The sequence below is a fragment of the Streptomyces sp. NPDC014894 genome, assembly GCF_043080985.1.
Lineage (GTDB): Bacteria > Actinomycetota > Actinomycetes > Streptomycetales > Streptomycetaceae > Streptomyces.
Window position 1 is genome coordinate 104,860 of the sequence record NZ_JBIBWD010000006.1, and the last position, 25,875, is coordinate 130,734.

The 25,875-nt window shown below is 73.6% G+C and carries 20 protein-coding genes; 14 read left to right on the forward strand and 6 right to left on the reverse strand.

Annotated elements, in window-relative coordinates; translation table 11 throughout:
- Positions 1-46: 46 nt before the first annotated feature.
- The 3 genes from ACF089_RS16350 (at position 47) to ACF089_RS16360 (ending at position 2,679) form a co-directional block, all read left to right on the forward strand.
- Positions 47-640 carry a DUF5998 family protein gene (locus tag ACF089_RS16350; protein ID WP_392026604.1) on the forward strand — a complete coding sequence of 198 codons (594 nt, stop codon included), beginning with the start codon at positions 47-49 and terminating at the stop codon, positions 638-640.
- Positions 640-1,842: an alkaline phosphatase family protein gene (locus ACF089_RS16355; protein WP_392026606.1), complete on the forward strand. Its 1,203-nt coding sequence runs from the start codon at positions 640-642 to the stop codon at positions 1,840-1,842. The genes ACF089_RS16350 and ACF089_RS16355 overlap by 1 nt, the downstream gene beginning before the upstream one ends.
- A 168-nt stretch (positions 1,843-2,010) precedes the next feature.
- The gene (locus ACF089_RS16360) at positions 2,011-2,679 is read left to right on the forward strand and encodes a thymidine kinase (protein ID WP_392026608.1); all 669 of its coding nucleotides are present in this window, start codon (positions 2,011-2,013) and stop codon (positions 2,677-2,679) included.
- A 214-nt stretch (positions 2,680-2,893) separates the two neighbouring features.
- Here ACF089_RS16360 and ACF089_RS16365 read toward each other — a convergent pair whose 3' ends face one another.
- Positions 2,894-3,664, reverse strand: coding sequence for a VOC family protein (locus ACF089_RS16365; RefSeq protein ID WP_392026610.1), 771 nt, complete (start codon positions 3,662-3,664; stop codon positions 2,894-2,896).
- Between the two features lie 230 nt (positions 3,665-3,894).
- Between ACF089_RS16365 and ACF089_RS16370 the strand changes: the two genes are divergently transcribed.
- The 4 genes from ACF089_RS16370 to ACF089_RS16385 all read left to right on the forward strand — a co-directional run bounded on the left by ACF089_RS16370 (position 3,895) and on the right by ACF089_RS16385 (position 8,889).
- The gene (locus ACF089_RS16370; RefSeq protein ID WP_392026612.1) at positions 3,895-4,740 is read left to right on the forward strand and encodes a sulfurtransferase; all 846 of its coding nucleotides are present in this window, start codon (positions 3,895-3,897) and stop codon (positions 4,738-4,740) included.
- A 702-nt stretch (positions 4,741-5,442) separates the two neighbouring features.
- The gene (locus ACF089_RS16375) at positions 5,443-6,303 is read left to right on the forward strand and encodes a siderophore-interacting protein (RefSeq protein ID WP_392026614.1); all 861 of its coding nucleotides are present in this window, start codon (positions 5,443-5,445) and stop codon (positions 6,301-6,303) included.
- Between the two features lie 87 nt (positions 6,304-6,390).
- Positions 6,391-7,191 (forward strand): alpha/beta fold hydrolase, encoded by an 801-nt coding sequence (locus ACF089_RS16380; protein WP_392026616.1) that lies wholly within the window; start codon positions 6,391-6,393, stop codon positions 7,189-7,191.
- Positions 7,192-7,332: 141 nt separating this feature from the next.
- A complete protein-coding gene (locus tag ACF089_RS16385; protein ID WP_392026618.1) occupies positions 7,333-8,889 on the forward strand; it encodes an SDR family oxidoreductase in 1,557 nt (518 codons plus the stop codon).
- Between the two features lie 36 nt (positions 8,890-8,925).
- Here ACF089_RS16385 and ACF089_RS16390 read toward each other — a convergent pair whose 3' ends face one another.
- The 3 genes from ACF089_RS16390 to ACF089_RS16400 form a co-directional block, all read right to left on the reverse strand.
- Positions 8,926-9,387, reverse strand: coding sequence for an ATP-binding protein (locus ACF089_RS16390; RefSeq protein ID WP_392026620.1), 462 nt, complete (start codon positions 9,385-9,387; stop codon positions 8,926-8,928).
- A gap of 161 nt (positions 9,388-9,548) precedes the next feature.
- Positions 9,549-12,215, reverse strand: coding sequence for an MXAN_6230/SCO0854 family RING domain-containing protein (locus ACF089_RS16395; protein WP_392026622.1), 2,667 nt, complete (start codon positions 12,213-12,215; stop codon positions 9,549-9,551).
- A 398-nt stretch (positions 12,216-12,613) separates the two neighbouring features.
- Positions 12,614-14,449, reverse strand: a complete 1,836-nt coding sequence (locus ACF089_RS16400) for an MFS transporter (protein ID WP_392026623.1) — start codon at positions 14,447-14,449, stop codon at positions 12,614-12,616.
- Positions 14,450-14,536: 87 nt separating this feature from the next.
- On the opposite strand from ACF089_RS16400, the gene ACF089_RS16405 reads away from it, so the two are divergent.
- From ACF089_RS16405 to dpgB, 5 genes are all read left to right on the forward strand, one after another.
- Entirely contained in the window at positions 14,537-15,244 is a 708-nt protein-coding gene (locus ACF089_RS16405; RefSeq protein ID WP_392026625.1) for a TetR/AcrR family transcriptional regulator, read from the forward strand.
- A gap of 65 nt (positions 15,245-15,309) precedes the next feature.
- The gene (locus ACF089_RS16410) at positions 15,310-17,811 is read left to right on the forward strand and encodes a hypothetical protein (RefSeq protein ID WP_392026626.1); all 2,502 of its coding nucleotides are present in this window, start codon (positions 15,310-15,312) and stop codon (positions 17,809-17,811) included.
- On the forward strand, positions 17,808-18,797 hold the full coding sequence (locus ACF089_RS16415; protein WP_392026628.1) for an aminoglycoside phosphotransferase family protein: 990 nt from the start codon (positions 17,808-17,810) through the stop codon (positions 18,795-18,797). Before ACF089_RS16410 ends, ACF089_RS16415 begins: the two co-directional genes overlap by 4 nt.
- A 4-nt stretch (positions 18,798-18,801) precedes the next feature.
- Positions 18,802-19,818 carry a phosphotransferase family protein gene (locus ACF089_RS16420; RefSeq protein ID WP_392026629.1) on the forward strand — a complete coding sequence of 339 codons (1,017 nt, stop codon included), beginning with the start codon at positions 18,802-18,804 and terminating at the stop codon, positions 19,816-19,818.
- A 297-nt stretch (positions 19,819-20,115) separates the two neighbouring features.
- Complete coding sequence (gene dpgB / locus ACF089_RS16425; protein ID WP_392026631.1) at positions 20,116-20,835, forward strand: enoyl-CoA-hydratase DpgB; 720 nt, start codon at positions 20,116-20,118, stop codon at positions 20,833-20,835.
- Positions 20,836-20,896: 61 nt separating this feature from the next.
- Here dpgB and ACF089_RS16430 read toward each other — a convergent pair whose 3' ends face one another.
- Complete coding sequence (locus ACF089_RS16430; protein WP_392026633.1) at positions 20,897-21,526, reverse strand: pyridoxamine 5'-phosphate oxidase family protein; 630 nt, start codon at positions 21,524-21,526, stop codon at positions 20,897-20,899.
- Positions 21,527-21,845: 319 nt separating this feature from the next.
- Positions 21,846-22,385: a TetR/AcrR family transcriptional regulator gene (locus tag ACF089_RS16435; protein ID WP_392026635.1), complete on the reverse strand. Its 540-nt coding sequence runs from the start codon at positions 22,383-22,385 to the stop codon at positions 21,846-21,848.
- Between the two features lie 266 nt (positions 22,386-22,651).
- Between ACF089_RS16435 and ACF089_RS16440 the strand changes: the two genes are divergently transcribed.
- On the forward strand, positions 22,652-23,992 hold the full coding sequence (locus tag ACF089_RS16440; RefSeq protein ID WP_392026637.1) for an MFS transporter: 1,341 nt from the start codon (positions 22,652-22,654) through the stop codon (positions 23,990-23,992).
- A gap of 610 nt (positions 23,993-24,602) precedes the next feature.
- On the forward strand, positions 24,603-25,868 hold the full coding sequence (locus tag ACF089_RS16445; RefSeq protein WP_392026639.1) for an SAM-dependent methyltransferase: 1,266 nt from the start codon (positions 24,603-24,605) through the stop codon (positions 25,866-25,868).
- Positions 25,869-25,875 lie beyond the last annotated feature (7 nt).

A 25,875-nucleotide genomic window follows, 5' to 3' on the forward strand; every position in this document is an offset into this window, starting at 1 on the left:
CCCGACTGAGCGCTCGACGCCGCTCAGGCCCCGTAGGATGGACCGCATGGCGAAGACCGGTACGACGACCCAGGGGCTGCGCGCGGCGATCGAGCGCAGCGGCTACTACCCGGCTCTCGTGGCAGAGGCGGTGGAGGCGGCTGTCGGCGGAGAGCAGATCGCGTCGTACCTGGTCCACCAGGAGACCACGTTCGACGCCAATGAAGTGCGCCGCCACGTCACGGTCCTCGTCCTCACCGGCAATCGTTTCATCGTCAGTCACACCGACGAGCAGACCGCCGACTCCAGCTCCCCCACGCCCTACGCCACCACGTCCACCGAGTCGGTCAAGCTCGGCCGGATCTCGTCGGTCGTCGTCAGCAGGGTCGTCGCGAACCCGGAGTCGTACACCCCCGGCACCCTGCCCCGTGAGGTCGTCCTCACCATCGGCTGGGGCGCGGTCTCCCGCCTCGATCTGGAGCCCGCCGCCTGCGGCGACCCCAACTGCGAGGCCGACCACGGCTACACGGGCAATTCCACCGCCGACGATCTGAGCCTGCGGGTCAGCGAGGCCGGCGACGGCCCGGACACCGTCCGGCAGACGCTCGCCTTCGCCCAGGCGATCTCCGAGGCCACCGCGGCCACCGGAACCGCCCGCTGATGGTCTCGCCCACGACGGCCGCCCTCTGGCCGGACGAACCCGAATCGCTCCCCGTCGACAGCGCCCCCGTGCCCGAGTACGGGCAGGGCTCGCTCGCCGATCTGCTGCCGACCCTCGTGGCCGGCCAGGGCGTGCCGGGGTTCGCCCCGCTCATCCCGGAGCTGGCCCCCGCCGACCGCGCCTGCGTCTTCCTGATCGACGGGCTGGGCTGGGAGCAGATAAGAAGCCACCCCGACGAGGCGCCGTTCCTCACCTCGCTCCTCCCCGGCTCGCGCGGCGGCACCGGCCGGCCGATCACCGCCGGCTTCCCCGCCACCACCGCCACCTCGCTCGCCTCGGTCGGCACCGGACTCACCCCCGGGCTGCACGGACTGCCCGGCTACACCGTCCGCGACCCCGGCACCGGCGCGCTGATGAACCAGCTGCGCTGGAAGCCGTACACCGACCCGCGCGTCTGGCAGCCGTATCCGACGGTCTTCACCCGCGCCCACGAGGCGGGGGTGCACACCGCCCAGGTCTCCTCGCCGATGTTCGAGCAGACCCCGCTGACCAAGGTCGCGCTCAGCGGCGGCACGTTCCACGGCCGCCTCGCCGGCGAGGACCGGATGGATCTGGCCGCCGCGGAACTCGCCGCCGGGGACCGGTCGCTGGTGTACACGTACTACAGCGAGGTCGACGGAATGGGCCATCGCTTCGGCGTCGACTCGGACGCCTGGCGCGGCCAGCTGATGTACGTCGACCGGCTGGTCCAGCGGCTCGCCGAGCAGCTTCCGCCCCGCGCCGCGCTCTATGTCACCGCCGACCACGGCATGATCGACATCCCCTTCGACGAGGAGTCGCGCATCGACTTCGACGAGGACTGGGAGCTGCGGGCCGGAGTCGCCCTGCTGGGCGGCGAGGGCAGAGCCCGCCATGTGTACGCGGTCCCGGGCGCCGAGGCCGATGTGCTCACGGTCTGGCGCGAGGTGCTGGGGGACCGGTTCTGGGTCGCGAGCCGGGCCGAGGCGATCGCCGCGGGCTGGTTCGGCCCCTCGGTCGACGAGCGGGTCGTCGGACGGATCGGCGATGTGATCGCCGCCGCCCGCGACGATGTGGCGATCACCGCGTCCGTCCAGGAGCGGCACGAGTCGGCGATGGTCGGGCTGCACGGCTCCATGACCGCCGTCGAGCAGCTCGTCCCGCTGCTCGAAGTGCGCACCTGACGCGCGTCCCAGGCACCTCCGCAGCGCGCTCGACGTGTGAGGATCCGCGCACCCGGTACGTAGCACACCGCCTCGCGGCGGCCCTCGCGCCCGCCCGTACGGGACGCCACGCCCGCCGCAGTATGTTCGTACGACCCGAGACCCGTCATCGAAAGGCCCCCGACTTCCATGCCCGAGCTGGTGTTCTTCTCCGGAACCATGGACTGCGGAAAGAGCACCCTCGCTCTTCAGATCGAGCACAACCGCTCCGCACGCGGCCTCCAGGGCATCATCTTCACCCGGGACGACCGCGCGGGCGAGGGCAAGCTCTCCTCCCGGCTGGGCCTGGTCACCGACGCCGTGGAGGCGGGACAGGGCTTCGACCTCTACGCGTATCTGGTCGACCGTCTCTCCCAGGGCGGGCGCTGCGACTACGTCATCGCCGACGAGGCGCAGTTCCTCGCGCCCGAGCAGATAGACCAGCTGGCCCGGGTCGTGGACGATCTCGAACTGGACGTCTTCGCCTTCGGCATCACCACCGACTTCCGCTCCAAGCTCTTCCCGGGCTCGCAGCGGCTGGTGGAGCTGGCCGACCGGATCGAGGTGCTCCAGGTCGAGGCGCTGTGCTGGTGCGGAGCGCGCGCCACCCACAACGCCCGTACCGTCGGCGGGGTGATGGTGGTCGAGGGCGCCCAGGTCGTCGTCGGCGATGTCGACGCGGGCGACGAGATCGGCTACGAGGTGCTCTGCCGGCGGCACCACCGCAGGCGGATGACCGCCTCCAGCGCCCGGGCGGCGGTCCTGTCGCCGGACGTCCTTCCCGTGGAGGACGACCGGGGCGCGGCGCTGCGCCGCTGAGGCGGGCGGGTCCCCGGCGGGGGCGGAGCGTACGAGCGGGCCGGGCGTACGCCGTGTCGCGCCGAGGTCCGGGGCCGCGCCTGGCCCTCGTGCTCCGCCCCCGTGCTCTGCGCTCCCGCGCTCCTGTGCTCTCCGCCCCGGCGCCTCCGCTCCCGGGCCCGGGCCGCCGTCGCTCAGGGCACGCCGACCGCCGGGGGCCGGGTCCGTCCCGGCCTCACCGCGGGGTGCGGACGATGGTGAAGACCGCGCCCTCCGGATCCGCGACCTCCGCGACCCGGCCGCGCGGTCCGTCCGCCGGCGGTCTCAGCACCCGCCCGCCCAGCTCGGTCAGCCGGCCCGCCTCCCGGTCCACGTCCCCGACCTCGAAGTACGTCATCCAGTGCGCTCCGGCATGGCTCGGGAGCCCCCGGCCCACCCCGTGCAGCGCGGCCACCGGACGCCCCTTCAGACGCAGGACCGTCCGATCGGGGCCGGCGGGGTCGACGGGATCTGACTCCAGACCGAAGACGCTCTCGTAGAACTTGCTCACGGCCGGGGTCCTGGCCGTCCGCAGCTCGTGCCAGACGGGGGTGCCGGGGGTGCCGTGGACGGCCGTGCCCGCGTGGGCGGCGGCCTGCCACAGGCCGAACACCGCGCCCGCCGGATCGGTCACGATCGCCATCCGCCCGGCGTCGCCCGCGTCGAGCGGGCCCACCGCGACCGTTCCGCCGCTGCAGCGGATCCTCTCGGCGGTGACGTCCGCGTCATCGGTCGCCAGATACGGCGTCCACGCGATGGACAGTTGCCGGTCGGCGGGCAATCGTCCGAGCCCCGCGACCTCCTTGCCGTCGAGCAGCGCGCGCACATAGGGGCCGAGCTGCCGGGGTCCCGGGCGGAACTCCCAGCCGAACAGCTCGCCGTAGAACGTCTGTGTCGCGTCAAGGCCGTGCACCATCAAGCTCACCCAGCAGGGCGTGCCGGGCGTGTGCCGAGTCGCCTCGGTCATCGTCACTCTCTCCTCGGACCATCGTGGTGGCCGTACGGGGGGACGGGGTGCGGGTGCCCCTTGGGGGGAGACGTCGTGCGCCCCGTGTGAATGCTTCCATGCGCCCGGCGTTCCATGGGCCCCGGCCGCGCCGTAATTGGCGGGTTCCCGCTGGGCGATGCCCGTTTCGCGGGTGAGGATCCGTTTCGTCGGCCCGCCGCGGCGGCCTGCCGTGCGCGAGGATGGGCGGCATGACCTCCTTGCACACCACCAAGCCGATCATCTCCGCGGCCGGGCTCGCCGAGGCGCTCGCCGGGCCGCGGCCGCCCGTTCTTCTCGATGTCCGCTACCGGCTGGGCGGCCCGCACGGCCGGCCCGAGTACGACGCCGGGCATCTGCCCGGGGCCGTCTTCGTCGACCTGGACGCCGAGTTGGCCGCCCCGCCGGGGGACGGCGGCCGCCACCCGCTGCCGGACACGGCGGAGTTCGGCGCGGCGATGCGGCGGGCCGGGGTCTCGGCGGACACCCCCGTGGTCGTCTACGACGGCTCGCAGGGCTGGGCGGCGGCCCGCGCCTGGTGGCTGCTGCGGTGGGCCGGACACCGCGACGTCCGGGTCCTGGACGGCGGTCTCGCCGCGTGGGACGGCCCGCTGGAGACCGACAGCCCGGCCCCGCCGGAGGGCGACTTCGTTCCCGCGCCCGGGGCCCTGCCGCTGCTCGGCGCGGACGGCGCGGCGGAGCTGGCCCGTTCGGGGCTGCTGCTGGACGCCCGCGCGGGCGAGCGGTACCGGGGCGAGGTCGAGCCGATCGACGCGGTGGCCGGACACATTCCGGGGGCTCTCTCGGCTCCCACGACGGAGAATCTGGACGCGGACGGGCGCTATCTGCCCGCGGCGCGCCTCGCGGAGCGGTTCGAGGGCCTCGGCGCGGTGCCGGGGGCGGAGGTCGGGGTGTACTGCGGATCCGGGGTGTCGGCCGCGCAGCAGGCGGTCGCGCTGGAGCTGGCCGGGTTCGTGCCGGTGCTCTACGCGGGCTCCTGGTCCGAATGGTCCCGCGACCCCTCCCGCCCCATCTCCACCGGCCCCACCCCCGGCTGACCCCCCCACTCCACACCCCCCAACCTGCCCGGCGGGCATCCCCGCGCGCCCGCCGGCCATTCCCAACCCACCCGGGACTCAGCCTCTGCCCCGCCCGGCGGTCAGCCTCGACCCGTCCGCCGGTCATTCCCAGCCCGTCCGGCGTTTGAGGACGGCTCTTGCCTCGGGGTCCCGGGTGGGCACCCCCGCCCTGCCTGGCGGTCATTCCCAGCCCGTCCGGCGTTTGAGGACGGCTCTTGCCTCGGGGTCCCGGGTGGGCACCCCCGCCCTGCCTGGCGGTCATTTCCAGCCCGTCCGGCGTTTGAGGACGGCTCTCGCCTCGGGGTCCGGGTGGACACCCCCGCCCTGCCCACCGGTCAAACCCAGCCCGTCCGGCGCTTGAGGACGCCCCCACTCCCCACCCCCCGGACCCGGACCTGTACGGTCGGTGCCACCCGCGGCGACCCCCAGGGCCGCCGCGGTCAGCCGCGGAAAGGCCGTGGCGGCGGGCATCGGCACGGCACGGCACCCGGCCGTGTCATCCGTACCGCCGTACGTACGGTGATCCGTACCGCGATCCATGCCGCAGTACGTACCGCCGCCGTGTCATGCGTTGTCAGTGCATGTCACAGTCTCGGCACGCAACTCGTCCCCCGAGTCCACCGATTGGTCGATTAGGTTAGCCTACCCTTATCGTCATCCGGATTCACTGGGGAGTTGGTCGTGGCCCGACCGCTGCGTTACTCGGCACTGCATGTCACCCGCGTCGAGCGGATCACCCCGCACATGGTGCGGGTGACCTTCGGCGGCGAGGATCTGACCGAGTTCACCGATGTCAGCCCGGATCAGCATGTGAAGCTCTTCTTCTCCCGGCAGGCGGACCGCGCCCCGGTCATCCCGCCGATGCCCGCCGACGGCGATGTGAACCGCTGGCACGCCGCCTATCTCGCGATGCCCGAGGCCGAACGCCCCTGGATGCGCAGCTACACCATCCGCGCCCACGACCCCGGGCGTCACGAGGTCGACATCGACTTCGTGATCCACGGCGAGGGCGGCTCCTCGGGCCCGGCCGCCCGCTGGGCCGCCGGCGCGGTCCCCGGCGATGTGGTGGGCATGCTCGGCCCCCGGGTGAGCCACTACCGCACGCCCGGCCCCCGCGACTGGACGCTGCTCACCGGCGACGAGACCGCGCTCCCGGCGATCGGCGCGCTGATCGAGGCCCTGGCGCCCGGGGAGCGGGCGATCGCCTTCGTCGAGGTCCAGAACGCCGCCGAGGAGCAGGAGTTCGTCACCGCCGGCGACGTCACCGTCCACTGGCTGCACCGTGACGCCGTCCGCCCCGGCGAGTCCGGACTGCTCGTCGAGGCGGTCCGGGCCATGGAGTTCCCCGAGGGGGAGGTGTTCGCCTGGGTGGCGGGGGAATCCTCCGCCGTCCGCGCGCTGCGCCGCCATCTGGTCGACGACCGGGGCCTCGACCGGCGCACGGTCGCCTTCACCGGCTACTGGCGGCTCGCCTTCACCCAGGACGACGCCCCCACCGAGGAAGATCTGGCCGACCGCCGGGACGCTCTGGCCCAGACCTGATCCCCGGGACACAATCACCCGGTGCCCGCGGCGCGTTCGACGCGGCCCGGGCGCGGGGAAGCGAGCACGAGAGGGACGGGTAGGGGCATGGCGGTCGCACGGCTCAACGGGATCACACTGTCGTACGAGGTGGAGGGGGACGGCGAACTGGTCGTCCTGGTCATGGGCACCGGCAGCCCGGGCCGGGTGTGGAGTCTGCACCAGGTGCCCGCGCTGCTCGCCGCCGGATACCGGGTCGCCACCTTCGACAATCGCGGCATACCGCCCACGGACACCTGCGCCGACGGAATGACGATCACCGATCTGGTGGCCGACACGGCGGCGCTGATCGAGCACCTCGGCGGCCCGGCCCGGGTCATCGGCACCTCCCTCGGCGCGCGGATCACCCAGGAACTGGCCCTGGCCCGGCCCGATCTGGTCACCCACGCGGTGGCGATGGCCGCGCACGCCCGGCTGGACGCCCTCTGCAAGGTGCTCAACGAGGGGAAGAAGGCGCTCCACGACGACAAGACCGTGCTGCCCCCGGCGTATCACGCCGCGGTCTACGCCCTCCAGAGCCTCTCCCCGGCGACCCTCCGGGACCCCGAGGCGGCCCAGGACTGGCTGGAGATGTTCGAGATCTCCGGCGCGGCGATCGGCCCCGGCACCCGCGCCCAGCTGGACCTCGCCGACTTCGGGGACCGCCGGGCCGCCTACCGGGCCATCACGGTGCCGACCCTGGTCGTGGGCTTCGCCGACGACACCACCATCCCCGCCCACCTCAGCCGCGAGGTCGCCGAGGCCATCCCCGGCGCGCGTTACGAGGAGATCGCGGACGCCGGGCACCTCGGCTATCTGGAGCGGCCCGCGGAGGTCAACCGGATCGTGCTCGACTTCCTCGCGACCTGACCCGGTCCGGCGCGACCCGGCCCGGCCCGAGCCGATCCGACCTGACAGGCCCCGCCCCGGCCTGCCCCCGTCCGCCCCGCCCCGCGACATGACGCCGGCGGGCCGATCCCGCAGGATGGGGAGACGAGAAGGAGGCGCGGAATGACCACGGACGGACCGGACCGACCCGCCGGAGCGCCCCCGGCGGCGCTCCGCTGCCTGGTGACCGGCGCCACGGGCTACATCGGCGGACGGCTGGTGCCCGAGCTGCTCGCCGCCGGGCACTCCGTCCGCGCGCTCGCCCGCACCCCCGCGAAACTGCGCGACCACCCCTGGGCCCAGGAGGTGGAGACCGTCCGCGGCGACGTCCTGGACGCCGACTCCGTCCGGGACGCGATGCGCGGCATCGATGTGGCGTACTACCTGGTCCACGCCCTGGGCACCGGCTCGCGCTTCGAGGAGACCGACCGCGAGGCGGCGCGGATCTTCGCCGAGCAGGCCCACGCGGCGGGCGTCGGACGCATCGTCTACCTCGGCGGACTCACCCCCGCCGGAGTGGAGCCCCGGCGGCTCTCCCCGCATCTGCGCTCCCGCGCCGAGGTCGGGCGGATCTTCCTCGAAGCCCCGGTCCCCGCCACCGTGCTGCGGGCCGCCGTGATCATCGGCTCCGGCTCGGCCTCCTTCGAGATGCTGCGCTATCTCACCGAGCGCCTCCCCGTGATGGTCACGCCCAGCTGGGTCAGGACCAGGATTCAGCCGATCGGCGTACGGGACGTGCTGCGCTATCTCGCCGGCTCGGCCTCAATGCCCCCCGACGTCAACCGCGCCTTCGACATCGGCGGCCCGGACGTCATCACCTATCTCGACATGATGCGCGGATACGCGGCCGTGGCCGGACTGCCCCGGCGGCTCATCGTGCCCGTCCCGGTGCTCACCCCCCGGCTCTCCAGCCACTGGGTCGGGCTCGTCACCCCCGTACCGCACTCCATCGCCCGCCCGCTCACCGAGTCGCTGCGGTACGAAGTGGTCTGCCACGAACACGACATCGCCCGGTACGTCCCCGATCCGCCCGGCCGCCCGATCGGCTTCAAGACGGCCCTGACCCTGGCCCTCCAGCGGATCCAGGACGCCCATGTCACCACCCGCTGGTCCTCCGCGTCCCTGCCGGGCGCGCCCAGCGATCCCCTGCCCACCGATCCCGACTGGGCGGGCGGCAGCCTCTACACCGACCGCAGGGAGCTGATCGCCGACGCCTCGCCCGAGGCGCTCTGGCGGGTGATCGAGGGCATCGGCGGGGACAACGGCTGGTACTCCTTCCCCCTGGCCTGGGCGGTACGGGGCTGGCTGGACCGGTTCGCGGGCGGGGTGGGTCTCCGGCGCGGCCGGCGCGACGCCCAGCGGCTGAGGGTGGGCGACTCGCTGGACTTCTGGCGGGTCGAGGAGATCGAGCCGGGTCGGCTGCTGCGGCTGCGGGCCGAGATGCGGCTGCCGGGGCTGGCCTGGCTGGAGATGCGCGCCGAACGCGACGGGACGGGCCGCACCCGCTATCGGCAGCGGGCCCTCTTCCACCCCCGGGGGCTGCTGGGGCACGCCTATTGGTGGAGCGTGTCGCCGTTCCACGCGGTCGTCTTCGGCGGTATGGCCCGCAATATCGCGCGGGCGGCGGAGGCCGAGAAGAACCCGCCCGCCCCGGCCCGCGCCGACGCGGGCCCGCACTGACCCCCGTACGCCCAGGGCTCCCGTATCACCTCGTGGTCAGGGGCCGAGCGGCAGCCGGACGCCGATCCGTTTGCCGACGGGCTCCCGGCCCACGTCGAAACCCTCGGTCAGCGCGAGGACGATCTCCAGACCGTGCCGACCGACCCGGCCCGGCTCGGTCGTGTACGGGACCGGCGGCTCGGGGTTGGCGTCCCACACGGTGATCTCCAGGACCGACCCGCCGCCGGGGCCGCCGGTCAGCTCCAGATCCAGCAGACACGGCCCGGGCGCGTACTTGCAGGCGTTGGTCACCAGCTCGCTCACGATCAGCTGCGCCGTCCCCACCGCCTCCGCGGACACCCGCGCCGACGGCTCCGCCGCCACCCGCTCCAGGAACTCGGCGGTGAAGAGCCGTGCCGCCGCGATGCTCCCCGGTGTTCCGTCGTAACAGACAGCGGCCCGCGACGCCGCGTCCCGGGGCACTGTCGTGCCCCTGTCGGCCAGCCCGATCTGATCCATCAATGCGTACCCCGTAGCCCTTCCCGCCTTGCGGCGAGACGCGTCTACCCCCGACCGCGCCGTTCACTCCCGGCTCCCGACGTGACGTGAACGCGCCGACCGGCGGCCCCGCCCGCGGCGGCCGGAATCAGCCGCGGGCGACGGTCCCGGCCCGCGCCGGTTCAGCCGCCCGGACGCCCCGCCGCCAGGGTGGACACCAGCTCCGCCGCGCTCAGCACCCGTACCTCCCCCGCGTCCAGCCCCGCCGGATGCAGTGCGAACACCTCCGCGCCGGACGCGGCCGGCAGATCCCCCCGCAGCAGATACGCCAGTCCGGTACGGGCGGGCTCCGGCGCGGGCACCTCGTCGGTGTCCGGGGTGCCGATCCGCGCGGCGAACGCGGCGACGCCCTCCTCCGCCCGCCGCCGGTACCGGCTCAGCGAGCCGTCGAAATGCCGTACGGCCACCGTGCGCGCGCGGGCCGCGGCCCGCCAGACGGCCAGCTCGCCCAGCGCCACCCGGGCGCCGGACGCGTACAGCTCCGTGAGGCCCCGGCCGAGCACCGCCAGCGCGTCCGAGTGGCGCTCCACCGAGTGATGGGTGCCCGTGACGTCCTGGACGACGTCCAGCCAGCGCATCGTGCGCCCCGCCACATCGATCACCATCGGCACCGCCGCCCGGGCGGGACCCGTCAGATCGAAACGCTGCTCGACCTGGCGGGCGTCGAACACCCGCCCGGTACCGCCCGGTTCGTCGCGGACCATCACCCCGGCGAACGCCTCGGCGAGATCCTCGAACGCGACGTCGTTGTACGCGAGCACCGCCGTGACCGCGTAGCGCACCCCCGCCCCGGCCAGCGCGTCCAGGTCCAGATCGATGAACTCGCTGGAGCCGAGCGGCGCGGGCGCGCTGGTGAAGTCCCCCGAGTGCACCGCCGCGTCCCCCTCGAAGCGCAGCCGGGTGTAGTCGCACTTGCCCACCCGTCGCCAGTCGGCGGTGAACAGGGCCGCCGACAGATCCAGATCGGTGCGACCCGAGCGCTCGCTCTCCATCCAGTGCAGGAACAGCCGCACCGTCCGCCCGGCCGGGACCGTCAGCTCGCTGCCGCGCGGCAGCGTCACCAGCGCGCGCGAGGCGGTCCGCTCCGCGAAGGGCGCGATCACCCCGTCCAGCGCCGCGTCGACCACGGCGGCCTCCACCGGCGAGAGCGCTCCCGCCCGGCGCAGCACCTCCCCGGTCAGCACGGCGACGGCGCGTTCGACCACCTCGGCCCGCAGCGGCGCGCGCTCGTCGGGGACGATGTGCGCCCTGGCGTTGCCGCCCCGGGGGAAGAACACCCGGTCGTGTCCGGACCGCCGCCGGGTGCGCAGCTCGCCGAGCGCCGACAGCAGCACCGCGGGGGCGACCCGGGGGGCGGCCCGCTCCAGCGCGGCGAGCACCGCGTCCGCGCCGCCCGTCCCGGCCGCGGCCTCCTCCGCGAACGGACCGTCCGCCAGCCGCAGCAGATGGTCCAGCCGGCGCAGCAGCTCGCCCGGCCGCCGGGCGAGCAGGGCCAGCGCGGCGGCGACGTCCCGTTCGGCGAGCGCCGCCTCCACCCGCGACGACCAGCGCCGTATCCGTACCCGAGGGCCGGAGACATCGGCGGCCGGTACCTCCTTCGCGGCCTCCCGCAGCCGGTCGGAGAGCCGGTCGTCGCCGAGCCGCGTCTCGCGCAGCGCCGCGACGGCGAGCGCCGCCCGCGGATGGCGCGCGGCGTGCTCGAAGGGGTGCAGCCGCTCGGCGGCGTGCTTCCACGCGGCGGAGTGCCGGCGCATGTCCTCGGCGGCCAGCTCCGGGTCGAGCCCGTCGAGCACCGACAGCAGCGCGCGCCGCAGCGGCCGGGGCACGGCGGTGAAACGGGGTACGCCGGTCAGTCCGGCGTCGCCCCCGGAGAGCGTCACCAGCAGCCGCAGCACGTCCGTCGCGGTGTCGGCCAGCCGCGCCACGGCCGGGAGCGTCGTCGGATAGGCGGACCGCTCCCGCAGCAACCACGCCAGCACCCGGGCCTTGGTCTCCCGCCCGGGTACGGCCGCCGGCAGCCAGGACAGCTCGGTGCGTTCGCGGGTGTCGAGGAAGGTCAGAAGGTCGTCGGAGTCCTGGGGGCTCAGCGCGTCGGCGCGCGCGAGCAGGGCGGTCAGCTCCCGCCCGGCGTCGGCGGCGCGCGCGGCGAGGTCACCGCCGTACGCGAGGATCCGCAGCCGGTCGGGGAGCGCCCGGCCGCGGTCGGCGGCGGGGCGCTCCCGCGCGGCGGCCGCGGGGTCCATGAAGGGTTCGCCGGCGTCGAGTCGGCGGTGGCAGACCGGGCAGGCGCAGATGTCGGAGCCGCTCCAGCAGGAGTGGCAGACCAGATGGGCGCAGGGCGAGAGCGGGCGTATGCCGCCCTCGCTCCCGCACAGGACGCACGGCTGGTCGGGGCTCTGGAGCAGGACGGTCAGCACGCCGTCGACGTAGAAGTCGAGGGTGTCGGCGGGGGTGCTGTCCGGGAAGTCCCGGAAGAGCGGGGTGTGGTCGCGGTCCGCGCCGAGCGCCCGGTCGATGTCGGCGAGCAGAGCGCGTCCCGCGGTCCGCAGCGCGACGGCGTCCAGCGGGACCAGCGCCCGGCGGAGTCCGTCGGAGAGCAGGAAGCCGCGCTCCACGAGGTCGGCCTCCAGCAGGGTGACCCCGGCGACGGCGTCCACCCCGGGGGCGGCGGGCGCCCGCCCCCCGCCGGGTGCGGTGGGCAGATAGACGGCGCCGCGCCGCGCCAGCAGCGCGGCGGTGAGTCCTCGGCGGCTCTCGGTGGTGTGCGCCGATGTGGCCGTGGTGGTCAAGGCCGTTCCTCCCCCTCCGGCGGGGCCCCGCCGGTACGGCCCGGCGCCGGGCGGTGGGGCCGGCGCCGGGCGCGAACTCGTCGCGCGGGCGGCGGCCGGGGCCGGCCGGCCTCCGCCGGGGCGCGGCCTGTCAGGGCCGGATCCGGCGGAAGGAGGACAGAAGCCCGAGGAGCCGCTCCGCAGACGCGAAAGTATCAAGCGGGTGAACTGCGGCGCATCCGTGTTGTGTTGCCGTTCCCGGGCCCGGGCGGGTCTCCGGGCTGCGGCGCGACGGCCGGGGGCGTTCCCGGGGCCGGGGGAGCGGAGCTGGAGCGGGGCGGAAAGTCAGCGCGCTGTTTTCTATGGGAAAGAGCGTGAGAAGGAAGCACGGTGTGGAGCCGCCCCGCGCTGGGAGGCTATCAGCCGCCGGAACCCGGGCCCAGGGGATTTCCCGGGGGCGCCGCCGCCTTCGCCGTACGGCCCGGTCCGGCGGACGGGACGCTCGTACGGCTCGTTCCGCGCGCGCCGCCCGGTCCGCTCGGGTCCCTCGTACGGCTCGTGTCGCCCGGTCCGCTCGGGTCGTTCGTGCGGCTCGGTCCGTTCGGTCCGCTCGGTCCGTTCGTGCCGGGCGGCGTCGGGGGTGCCTGGGCCGTCGGGGTCGTACGGACCGTCCGGGTCGTACGGACCGTCCCGGGCGTCCCGGGCGTCCGGCTGTCCTTGTCCGGGCGCGGCCCCGTGGCCGCGGGCGCGGCGGCGGTCCCGCCCGGCGTCTCCGGGCCGGTCCGCAGCGTGATCAGGGCCACCGCCGCTCCGGCGAGCGCCAGCAGCAGACCGCTCGCCATCGTGAGCGACTGCGCCTGGGCGAAGGCCTCCCGGGCGTCGTGCGCGAGCCCCGCCCCGTCCGGCCTCTCCCGCGCGTACGCCAGGGTCCGGGCCGGCGAGTCCCGGGCGTGCGCGGGCACGTCGGCGGGGAGCAGGGCGCGGTAGACGCCCGTCAGCAGACCGCCCAGGACGGCCACTCCGAGCGCGATCCCCATCTGCTGGTGCGTGTCGTTGAGCGCGGACCCCATGCCGGCCCGGTGCGGGGGTACGGCCGAGAGCACCGTGGTGGTCCCGGCCGGACCGGCGAACCCGGTCCCCGCGCCGCAGAGCAGCAGACCCGCCGCCACCACGGCGTACGGGCTGTCGGCGGAGAGGGAGGCCAGCACCGCGAAACCGCATCCGGTCACGGCGAATCCGGCGACGACGCAGGCGCGCGCGCCGATCCGGGCGGGGGCCCGGCCGCCCAGCACGGAGCCGAGCACGACGCCGACGGCCAGCGGGGCGACGGCCAGCCCGGTCATGGTCGCGCTGAGGCCGACGACGAGCTGGAGGTACTGGCTCAGCACGAAGAGCGTGCTGCCGGTGGCCACGGAGAGCAGCGCGATGGCGAAGCCCGCCCCGGCGAACCGCCGGTCCCGGTAGAGCGAGAGATCGACCATCGGCTCCGCGGCCCGCAGCTGCCGTACGCCGAACCAGAACAGCGCGGCCAGGGCGAGCGCGAGGGAGGCGAGCACCGGACCGGCGGTGGGCCCGTGCTCCGGCACGGAGATCACCGCCCACACCAGCGCCACCATCCCCGAGGTGATCAGCACCGCGCCCAGCGGGTCCGGCGGGCGCGGGACCGGGTCCCGGGACTCGGGCACCAGCCGCAGCGTCCCGTACAGCGCCGCCGCCACCATCGGCAGATTGATCAGAAAGACCCCGGCCCAGCTCCACCGGTCCACCAGCACCCCGCCGAGCAGCGGCCCGAGCCCCATCGCCGCCGAGGCCACCGCCGCCCACGCGGCGAACGCCCGGGGCCGTTCACGCGCCGGGAAGACCTGCACGATCACCGCCAGCGTCGCGGGCATCACCAGCGCCGCCCCCACCCCCATGGCGGCCCGCATCGCGATCAGCCACCACACCGACTGCGCGGCGACCGCGCCCAGCGAGGTCAGCCCGAAGACGACCAGCCCGATCGCCATCGTCCGCCGCCGTCCGTACCGGTCCGACACCACGCCCGCCGTCACCAGCAGCCCGCCGAACACCACCACGTACGCGTCCAGGACGGCCTGGAGCTGCCCGGCGGAGGCGTCGAAGGCCCGGCCGATCGACGGCATGGCCACATTGAGCACGGTGTTGTCGATGACGATCACCAGCAGGGCCGAACAGAGGGCCGCCAGAATCGTCCATCGCCGTGGATGCCCCTGCTCAGGGGCGGGTTCCTGGGTCACTGCGCACCTCGCGATCAGACAGCGGACGATAAATCCAACACTGTATGATTCCTCTATCGGTGTAGGCGGACAAGTACCGTCTTGGCCATGAGCACCAAGCCAACGCCCCCAGCCCCGCCGGGCGACGTCTGGTTCCGCCCGGCGGCGGCCGGGCCCCGGAACAAGCCCCGGCTCTCCCGCGAGAAGATCGTCGACGCCGCGGTGGCCCTGCTGGACGAGGCGGGCGTCCAGCACCTGAGCATGCGCAACCTCGCCGAACGGCTCCAGGCCCACGCCACCAGCCTCTACTGGCACGTCGCCACCAAGGACGACGTGGTCGACCTGGCCCTCGACGCGGTCTTCGGCGAAGTCCGCCTCCCCGACGGGCACTCCCCGGCCTGGCGCGACGACATCGCCGCCTTCATGACCGAACTCCGCCGGGTCCTCCTCCGGCACCCCTGGGCGGCCCCCCTCACCAACAGCCGCCCCCTCGCCGGGCCCAACGCCCTCGCCCGCTCGGAGTTCGTCTACGCCTCCCTCGTCACCGCCGGCTTCACCGGCCCCGCCCTCTCCGTCGCCGCCTCCGTCATCACCACCCACGTCACCGGCTCCGCCGCCGCCGAGACCGTCTGGCACCACCACGACGAGACCGCCCCCCGCACCGCCGTCCACGACCACCTCCAGCGCCACGCCGGCCAATACCCCACCCTCGCCCGCCACTTCCCCGTCTCCGGCGGCGACTGGGACGCCCACTTCACCCGCGGCGCCCACTTCCTCCTGGACGGCCTGACGGCGAACCTCCCGGCGCGCGACTAACCGCTGTACCGGCGTGCTCGCTGTGGGTAACCTTCACGGCGTCGGGGGAACGAGGGGGAGCCGCCATGCCCATCAGGCCGCGCTATCGACGGGTGTCCGCCTTACAGCGGCAGTTCTTCAACCGAGAGGGCTTACTCGCCCTCTACGAAGAGGAGTTGGCAGGAATCGCCGAACGGCCGAGAATCCTGAATCTCGTCGGGATCGGCGGAATCGGCAAGTCCCGGCTGCTCCAGGAGCTGCGCGACAGGACACCGGAGACCTGCCGTACGGCCCGTCTCGATCTCCAGTTGCCGGTGCTCCGGCAGCAGGAGGACGCGCTGGCGGTGCTCCGGGTCGAATTCGGCTCCCAGGGAGTCAAGTTCGACCGATTCGATATCGCTTACGCCGTCCTGTGGCAGCGCGTCCACCCACAGTTGCCGATGGACCGGAAGAACACCCCCTTCGCCGAGGACAGCGACGTGCTGTCGAAGGTTCTCGACGACGCCATGGGGCTTCCGGTCTTCGGGACGGCCGCGGGGCTGGTACGTCTGACGGGCCGGGCGATGACCAATCGCCGGCGCCGTCACCGGATCGAATCCGATCCGACCCTTCAGGAGCTCGACAGCCTCAGCAACGCCGAGCTGGGGCACGCGGTCTCCTACCTCTTCGCCGAAGAGCTGAGGGAGTCGGCCGCGGACCGGCCCTACGCGCTGTTCGTGGACGCCTACGACGCCATGGTGCCCACCCCTCTCCCGGGCGGACGCAGTTACGGATCCGATGCCTGGCTGCGCGATCTGCTCGGACAACTGCACGGAGGGCTGACCGTGCTGGCGAGCCGGGAACCTCTCCCGTGGGCGGTGTACGACAAGGACTGGGACACGGTGATCCGGCCGAGCCGGATCGACGGCCTCCCGATGGCAGCCCGCCTCGATCTGCTCACCCAGGCGGGGATCACCGAGCCGCCCAGACAGCGGAGCATCGCCGAAGCCAGCGCGGGAGTCCCCTTCTATCTCCATCTCGCCGTGGACACGCACGCGCAGAGCCCGACCAGGCAGGAGGACGCCGGCACGGCGGAGGAGATCGTTCAGAGATTCCTGCAGCATGTCGCCCCGGACGAGGTCAGGATCCTTGAACTGCTCAGTCTCGCCCGGACATTCGACGTCAGGGTGTTCCGGGCGATCGGCCAGAGCTTCGACCTCCCCACGAACCTGCTGACCTGGGAGTCGCTCACCGCGTACTCGTTCGCCTACCCGCTGCCCGAGGGCTGGTACCGACTGCACCAGCTCATGGTGGTGACACTGCAGCACCATCTCTCCCCCGCGGTCCAGCGCCATGTCCACGCCGTGCTGCGACAGCACTGGAACGAACTGGCGGAACGGGCGGAATCGGGAGCCGAGACCTCGGCGGTGACCCGCTCGTCCTCCCTGCGGGAGGCCGTCTACCACGGACTCCACGCGCGGGACATCACCCCGGAGGAGATCCTCCGACACGCCGACCGAGCCCTTGCGATGAGCGGCAGACAGGCGGTCGACGGCATGGTCAAGGACATCCGCGACCACCTTGCGGCACCCGGCGACACCGAGAGCGCCACAGACCGCGCGGGCGGGATCCGCGCGGCCGCCGACTGTCTGGACGCCGAGTCGAAACTCGAACTCGGCGACGCCGGCGCGGCCATCGCCCTCACCCCCGCCCTCGACGGCCCCGTCCGCTCCACCGTCTCGGCACGGCTGGCCCTGGCCGGGGCGAACGCCCGCCGCATCGCCGGCGAGAGCGGCCACGCGGCGAGCATCTTCGTACGGGTGTGGCAGGAGCACTCCGGAGAGGCCCGGACCTCCGCAGGATTGTGGGTGGCGGACATCCGCATGTGGCAGGGCGACTTCGAGGGGGCGTTCGCCCTCGCCGAGGAGGTCCACGGCAGCTGCGCCCCGCACGAGGCCGTCGCCCGAGGGGACCTCAAACGCCTGATGCATCTGGGCCACCGATTCCTGATGGACTTCCCCAGCGCGGCGGCCCTCTTGGCGGAGGCGGAGGAGGAGTACCGCGCCGCGGGATCCGTCGTGGGCCTCGCCAACATCCGAACCAACAGGGCCGAGCTGCTGGCGTTCACAGACCCCGAGGCCGCTGTCGCCGAAGCGGGCGCGGCGCTCGACGTCCAGCGGGATCTCGGCGCCCAGCACGAGATCGGAAAGGCGTACACCGCCATGGCCATCGCACAGACCCGGCTGGGACAGCTGGACCGTGCCGAGGCGTCCTTCGGCAGCGCCGACACCGCCCTCGTCCGGGCCGGCTATCGCTCGGGGCGCGCCCGGGCCCATATGTTCCACGCCCTCCTGCTGCTGCGACGGGGGGAGCGGACGGCGAGTGGGGAGCTCCTCCTCCACGCGGCCAGGGAACTCGAGATCTGCCAGGTCTATCCATCGCTGATCGTGGCCATGCATCGCATGGCGGAGCGGACCGGACTCGCCGCACCCGAGCTCGCGGCGGCCGCCGGCCGCGCCTTTCCCCTGATGCGCCCGCGCGGTGCTCCGGAGGATCTGGAACGCCGGACGAACGAGGTTCTCTCCATGCTGCTCGGGACCGCCCGGTGACCTGGCTCCCGCTCTATGAGGAGGCGCTGGCCTCCCTGTCGGCCGCCGCCGGGTACTACAACCGCAATGTGGGCGTGCGCACGACGGACGGCAAGGTCAATGTGCGCATCCCGCTGGCCGCCGCGGACATCATGGACATACGGCTCTGGCGGGAGGAGGAAGTCCTCGGCTGTATCCGCTCCCGCGTCGGCCGGATCCCCGAACTGCGCCATGTGTCGCAGGACCCGCGATTCCAGGTGCACGACTTCATCGAAGGGTCTGTTCTCAACGACCTCTCCCCGCGGGGGCGCGATGTGCCCGTTCATGTGCTGACCGATGTCGTCACGCTCATGGACCAGCTGGCCCGTATCCCGGAGGGGACGCTGCCGGTGCTTCCCGGTCGCTGGCCGGACTCGGGCGACACCGCAGCCTTCGGCCGTTCGCTCGCCGAACTGACTCAGAGCGTCCACCGGTCGCACGCCCAGGAGTACTGCGGCGTCTTCGCGGAGTTCGGCATCCCGAAGGACCCTCTGGCCGTGATCGAGAATCTCTGGAGCGGTCTCACCACCCGGCCGTTCGGACTTCTGCACGCGGACCTCCACCGCAGGAACATGATCGTGAGTGACGGCGTCACCTGGTTCCTGGACTGGGAACTGGCTCTGTGGGGAGACCCCATGTACGAGATCGCGATCCACCTCCACAAGATGGACTACCCGAAGCGGCAGCGGGCAGAGGTCCTTCGCCAGTGGCGGGAACGGCTCCCCGGGCGCTTCACCGCCGGACCGGACGACGATCTCCATCTCTACGGGACACATGAGCGCATCAAATCGGCGATCGTCGACACGGTCCGGTACTCCAAACAGCTCGCGACGGCGGGCCCTCCCCAGCGGGCCGCCCTCGTCGGACGCCTGGCGGCGAAGCTGAACGCTGTCCGTCCGGTGTGGGGATTGCCCCCTGACATGACCCCGGAGCGGGTCGCCGCCGCCCTCTCACGATGGTCGGAGTGATGACGTGGACCCTGCCAGCCTGTACCAAGAGGCGAGCGCCCGAGAGATCGCACAGTCGGGCCATTACAACCGCAACGTCAGGCTGGAGACCGACACCGGCCCGGTCGTCGTCCGGATGAGGTCCGGCGCCGCCGAGACGATGGACCTCACCCTTTGGCCGGAGGCCGAGCTGCTCGAGGCCATCGGCCCCTATGTGCCATCGGCCCCGCGGCTGAGGCACGTCGGCGACGACCCCGCCTTCCAGATCCACGACTTCGTCGAAGGGCGTCGCGTCGACGAACTCTTCCCCGACGGCAAGCCGCTGCCCGAATCCGTGCTGCACGACATCGAACAGCTCTACGGCCGACTGCTGAACGTCCCGTTTCACGCTCTGCCGGCCGTGCCCGGGGACTGGCCGCGGGACGGCGACACCACCGGCTTCGCCGAGCGTCTGCTGCGGCTGGTCGGCGACATCCGGCAGCGGGGCGACACGGCCGTACAGGGCCTGTACGGCGCACTCGGGATTCCCGAGGACCCCTGCGGACCGCTGAGGGAGCGGGCGACCGCGCTGACCGCGCGGCCGTTCCGGCTGCTCCACGCGGACCTCCACCGCAAGAACATGATCCTCACCCGGCAGGGCCCCACCGTCTTCCTGGACTGGGAACTCGCCCTCTGGGGCGACCCCGTGTTCGATCTGGCCGACCATATCCACAAGATGTCCTACTCGTCGGCCGAGCGGAACGCCGTACAGGATGCGTGGGCGCGCGCGGCCCCCGCCGAGTGCCGCAGGGGCCGGCGGCCGGATCTCGACTACTACCTCGCCTGCGAGGCCGTGAAGTCCGCCGTCGTGGACACGGTCCGCTGGGGACGGCGCATCGCGTCCGAGGAGGACGGCCGGGCGCGGCTCGCAACCGCCCGGGAACTCGCCGACAAGATCGCCGCGGCCCGGCCCCACTGGACCGCCGACGCCTCACGGCCGCCGACGCCGCCCGACGTCCTCGCGGCGGTGGAGCGCTGGCTGCCCTGGTCGGCGCGCCCCTGACCCGCGCGGCGCCGGGCAGGGCGGTCCGGGGGAGGGCGCGGAGTAGATCCCCGGGGCGGCGGCGGTGGGTAGGGGGTGGCCCGGGGGTGGGGGTGGGAACCCCCTGTCGTGCCCCTAAGCGGTTGCTTGGAGGCAGACATCGCGGGTGCGGTCCGCGAGCATGGTGCTCGTGTCGCCCCGCGCGCCGCGTCCCGGGGAGGGGTGTTCGTTCCCTCCCGGTGCGGGTCCCGGCCGGAGCACCGTCTCCGGTGCGCGGCGGCGCGGATCCGGCGGCGCTCCGGGGAAGGGGTGGGGGAGATGACACTCCGGCACGCGCACCATCTGACGGCCGTACGCGGACCCGCCGAGTTCCGGCTCACCGTCACCGGGGCGGAGCGGCTGACGTCCGGGTTGATCGACGCGGTGGAGTCCGTCTGCGCACGGGTGGAGGACGCGCCCGGATCCCCGGTCGTCGTGCTGCGGCTGGGCATGCCCCGCGCGGCCGGTGAGACGGGCCGACCGCCGAACGCCCCCGCCGCCATCGGTCTGGTCAGCCGGTGGGAGCGGTCGCTGCGCCGGCTGGAGCGGGCCGGCGCCGGTGTCTTCGCCGTCGCCGGCGGCTGGTGCGGCGGCACGGCGCTGGAGGCGCTGCTCTCCTGCGACTATCGCGTCGCCGCGCCCGATCTCCGGCTCGCGCCCCTCGCGGCCTCCGGCGAACCCTGGCCCGGCATGGTCGTCCACCGGCTGACCGCCCAGCTCGGCGCGGCGCGCGCACGACGGCTGGCGCTCCATGACGGCTGGGTGAGCGGCCCGCGGGCCCTGGAGGCCGGGCTCGTCGACGAGATCAGCGACGACACCGCGCGCGCCCTCGCCTCCGCGATCGCGCTCGCCCGCCGCCTGGACGGCTCGCCCTCCGCCGTCCGCCGCCGGATCCTTCTTGAGGCCACCGCCTCGTCCGGCTTCGAGGAGGCCTTCGGCATCCGGCCGACCGCCGGAGCGCGGCCCCCGGGGCTCCGGCCCGGACCCGCCCTCCCCTGACCGACCCGAGGCCGTCGACAGCCCCGGCGGGTAAGGGAGTTCGCGCTCGCCGCCCGGCGCGTCAGCCCTCCGGCGCCGCCGAACGGGCGGCGCGCAGGGCCTCGTTCTCCGCCTCCAGCCGGGCGATGCGGTCGCGGACGGGGGCCAGCGCGTCGCTCAGCTCGTCCTCGCTGAAGCGCGGGGTGATGTGCTGCGGGCAGTTCCAGCTCAGCCCCTCGACCTTGATGACGAACAGCCGCTCCACCCGGCCGTCGGTGCGCGGCTCGGAGAGGCGCTCGGTCAGCTCGGGGGACTCGTCGAGCGCCGTCTCGGCGGCGTGGCCGAGGATCTTGAGCCGGGTGCGGCGGGCGTAGTCCATGAGGAACAGCGCCACCCGGTCGTTCCGGCGGAGATTGCCCGCGCTGATGTACTGGCGGTTGCCGCGTACGTCGGCGAAGGCGAGGGTGTGGGCGTCGAGGACGTGGAGAAAGCCGGGCGGGCCGCCCCGGTACTGGAGATAGGGCCATCCGGTGTCGCCCACGCTGGCCATGTAGAAGCCGTCGCGTGAGGAGATGAACTCCGTCTCGTTCGGCCCGAGCGGGTCCGGCTCGTCACCGGCGGCCAGCTGCCGCGAGGCCGCGAGCGCGCTGCCGTTCTCCCGCTGGGCCGCTTGGACGGACTCGGTGTAGGCGATACGGGCGAATCTGGTCATGGCGTGTCCTTGGCGAGCGTGGGTTCGAGGTCCAAGAGCCGTGGGAGGTCAGCGTTCTCGTGCCGCCGCCCGACCGCCGCGACCCCGCGCCCCCGGCCGCCCGGCCGAGGGCCCGCCGGTACGCGAACCCCGCGGTACGAGGAGTGCGTACGGGATGCGCGGTACGAGGGGCGCGTGCGGTGCGGGTCGTGGGTGGGGTGCGTGCCGGTCGTGCGGTGCGGCGCGTGCGGTGCGTGCGGTGCGGGTCGTGCGGTGCGGGTCGTGCGGTGCGGCGCCGGGCCTTTCGAGGGCGGGCGCGGGGTCCTCGTCCGGGCGCGGGTCATGACAGCAGCCCCGCCGCGATCGACCTGGCGCAGCGGATCGGCTCCGCGCTGCGCTCGCGCGCGACCGTGACGGTCGCCCCGTCCATCAGCAGGACGAACTTCCGGGCCAGCGCCATACCGTCGCGATGGCCGGCGTCCGTCAGCAGCCGGGCGACGAAGGCGATGACGGCCTGCTTGTGCTCGGACGCGAGCCGGCGGACCGGACCTTCGGCGTCCGAGAACTCCGTCATCGCGTTGATGAAGGCGCAGCCTCGGAAATTCCCCCGCTCACAGTCCTGTTCGAGAGCGTCGAAGACGGTCAGCGGGCCGCGGCCCCGGGCCGTCACCTCATTTTCCAGCCACTGTCGCCAATGCTCTCCGCGCTCCGAGAGGACCGCCACGACCAGCTCGTCCTTGCTCGCGAAGTGGCGGTAGAACGAGGCGCGCCCGACGCCCGAGGCGGCCAGCAGGCGTTCGACGCCCACCGCGCGGATGCCTTCCGCGAAGAAGAGTTCCTTGGCTGCCTCGATGAGCCGCTCGCGAGCGTGTGTGGCCATGCGGTCACCGTAATCGACCTTGACGCGAAACGGAACCGATCGGTACTGTCCAACTCGATGGTACCGATCGGTACCGAGCGATCGACTCCCGTACGGGCCGGCCCTCCGGACCCCTCGCCGCTCCGCCGGCCTTGACGGCATATCGCCCTGCACCTGCGACACATGACTGGATGGTTATGACGAGCGATTTCCCTGGTGAATCCACGGCGTTATCCGCGAGTTCAGGGGGTGAAGGTGAGCGTCGGGCTCCCCGTGGCAGCGTCCTCGTGCTGGGCTTCGCCACCTTCGCCATCGGCACGGACGAGTTCGTGCTCGCCGGAGTCCTCCCCGAACTCGGCGAGGACCTCGGCGTCTCCGTCGCCACCGCCGGTCAGGTGGTGACCGTGTTCGCGCTGACCTGCGCGGTGCTCGCGCCGATCCTGGCGACCGTCACCGCCCGGCGGCCCCGGCGCGGGATCCTGCTCCTGGCCGTCGCCGTCTATCTGGCGGGCAATGTCGCCACCGCGCTCGCGCCGACCTTCGCCACCGTGCTCCTCGCCCAGATGGTCGCGGCCGCCGGCGCCGGACTCTTCGTGCCGACCGCCGCCGTCACCGCCGCCGCGCTGGTCCCGCCGGACCGGCAGGGCCGCGCCATCGCCGCCGTCACCACGGGATTCACCGCCGCCACCGCCCTCGGAGCGCCCATCGGCACCGCGCTGGGCGGCTCCCTGGGCTGGCGCTCCACGATGTGGTTCGTCGCCGGGCTTGCCGTGCTCGGGCTGATCGGCCTCCGGCTCCTGGTGCCCGCCCGGATCTCCGCCCCGGCGGCGGAGAGTCTCAAGGAGCGCGTCGCTCCGCTCAAGGACCGCCGGGTGCTGGCGATTCTGGCGACCACCCTGATCGGCTTCACCGCCGTCTACATGCCGTACACCTACATAGCCGTCGTCTTCGAACCCGCCACCGGCGGCAGCGGCGACCGCCTGGCCGTCCTCATGTTCACCCTCGGAGTGGTCGGCACGCTCGGAAACCTCGCCGCCGGACGGCTCGCCGACCGGATCGGCGGACGCGGTGTGGTCGCCGTCGCGCTGCTGTGGATGACCGTCAGTCTGGCGCTGTTCCCGCTGGCCACCGGCGCGTTCCTGTCCGCGCTGGTGATGATCGTCGTCTACGGCGCGGCGGCCTTCGCCATCACCTCGCCCCAGCAGCACCGGCTGATCACGCTCGAACCGAGGTCCGCCTCGGTGCTGGTCTCGCTGAACGCGGCCATCCTCTATCTCGCGATCTCCCTCTCCGGGGCCGTGGGCGCGGTCGGCATCGGCTGGGCCGGGGCCGGTTCGCTGCCGCTCATCGCGGCCGGGCTGGCCGCGATCGCCCTGCTGGTCTCCGAGATCGGGCACCGGATGTCCCGCCGGGCGCGCACCGGCGGGGCGGTCCTCGCCGAAGCCGCCGGAACAGTTCCCGCCGAAGTCGCCCCCGCCGAAACCCCCGGCGCCCAACCCCTCGCCGCCGAGGCCGCCCTCGCCGAACCCCCCGCCCTGAACGCCTCCGACGCCTCCGGGACCTCCGACGGCGCCGACCCCGCCGAGGCCGAACCCCCCGCCGGATCCACGCCGTTCGGCAAGGGCTGACCGGACACGCGGGCGGTCGCCCCCGAGCCCCCGGCCCCCGAGCCCCCGGCCCCCGAGCCCCCGGCCCCCGAGCACCCGGCCCCCGAGCCCCCGGCTCCGGCCCCCGATCGCCCGGGCCGCCCCGCCCGCGCCCATAAGTCCCCGTAACCGCGCCGCCGTCACCGGCCGCCCCGCCCGCCGGGCGGGGCGGCCGGGAAGCGGCCCGGAACCGCCGGGACGCGGCGGCGGCCTACCCGAGCCGGACAGCGGATTCAATCCGACATGCCGTATGGATATGCGTGCGTCATCGCCTTAATCCACGAGTTCCCCGTTTCGGCACACCATCCACCACCAGACTTGTTCCCGATCGAACAAGGGAATTTACTCGGCCGGAACCCCGTTCTTCCGGCAAGCGATGTCGATAGCATTCCCGCTGATATCCATGAGCCGGTTCGCCTCGACGGCCGGGAGGTCATTCCCGGCCGCCCCCGTACGAATCCGGCCCCGGGCGCACGGTGATGCGCGGCAGCACCGTATACGTTCAGCTCATCGGTCTCTTCGGGGAGAATCATCCGTGAGTGGTTTCACTGAACCGGCGGGCGGCGAACCGTTCCGCAGAGAATTACGCACCGTGTCGGCACCGCCGGGACTCCTGAAGCGGTGGGCGGCCGCCGACCCGGCCGGAGCGTGCGCCGCGCCGCCGAGAACGGCCCGCCCCGGCGACCGGGAAATGCCCCCGGGGAACGCCGCGGCCGAATTCACCGTCCTTTCCGGAGAGAAACAGCTCGACGGCTTCGGCGCCGCCCGCGACCCGGCGGAACGGACGAGGGACTTCCGAGCCCGCCCGGCCGCCCGCGAACTGACGGCCCCGGGACGGACCGCCCGCGCGGCCGTCACCGGCCCCCGGCCCGGCGCCGCCCGGGTGCCGACCGAGAGAGAGGACGCGATCACCATGTCCCAGAACGGCCCTCCGTTACCGACCGGCGTCAGCCTGACGGCACTGCTCGTCGCCGGCGCCCGCGTCGCCGAGAACGCCCGCCTCGACCTTCTGTACCGGGACCATCTGGCCCAGCTGCTCCTGGAGTCGGCCGGTCCGTACCGCTCCTGGTGGCCCTTCCCCCGCCGGGACGACGACGCCGTCTGGCAGTGGCTCAGCGCCTACATCCCCCTGAGCACCCGGTTCTTCGACGACTGCCTGCTCGACTCCGAACGGGAGGGCGTCTCCCAGGTCGTCGTCCTCGGCGCCGGACTGGACACCCGCGCGTTCCGCCTCCCCTGGTCCCCGGCCGGCCGCGACGCCGGGGACACGGTCCGGACCGCCGTGTACGAGGTCGATCTGCCGGACGTGTTCGCCTTCAAGGAGCCCGTGCTCACCGGCCACACCCGAGGCCCCCGGTGCGACCGCGTCACCGTCCGCGCCGATCTCCGCGACGACTGGACCGCCGCCCTCACCTCGGCGGGCTTCCGCCCCGACCGGCCCACCGTCTGGCTGGCCGAAGGGCTCACCGGCCATCTCACCCCCGAGCAGAACGACTGCCTGATGGCCCGTGTCACCCGGCTCTCCGCCCCCGGCAGCCGATTCGCCGCCGAGTTCTGGAACAGCGCCGCCCTCGACGGCTGGAGCCGGGCGATGGCCGGGGCCCCCTCGATGGACTTCCTCCGGGACTTCCTCCGGCCGGGCCGCCGGGGCGAACCCGAGGAGTGGTTCTCCGCCCACGGCTGGCGCGCGGAGGTCCACGCGGTCACCGAACTCGCCCACGCCCAGCTGCGCCCCCGCGTCCTCGCCACGAGCCCCGGGATCGCGGCGGCGGCGCACGCCGTGGACCGCACCCTCGTCGTCGCCTCACTCCGCGGCACGGGCCGCCCCGTCGGACACACCCCGCGCGAAAGGCCCTAAAGTCGGG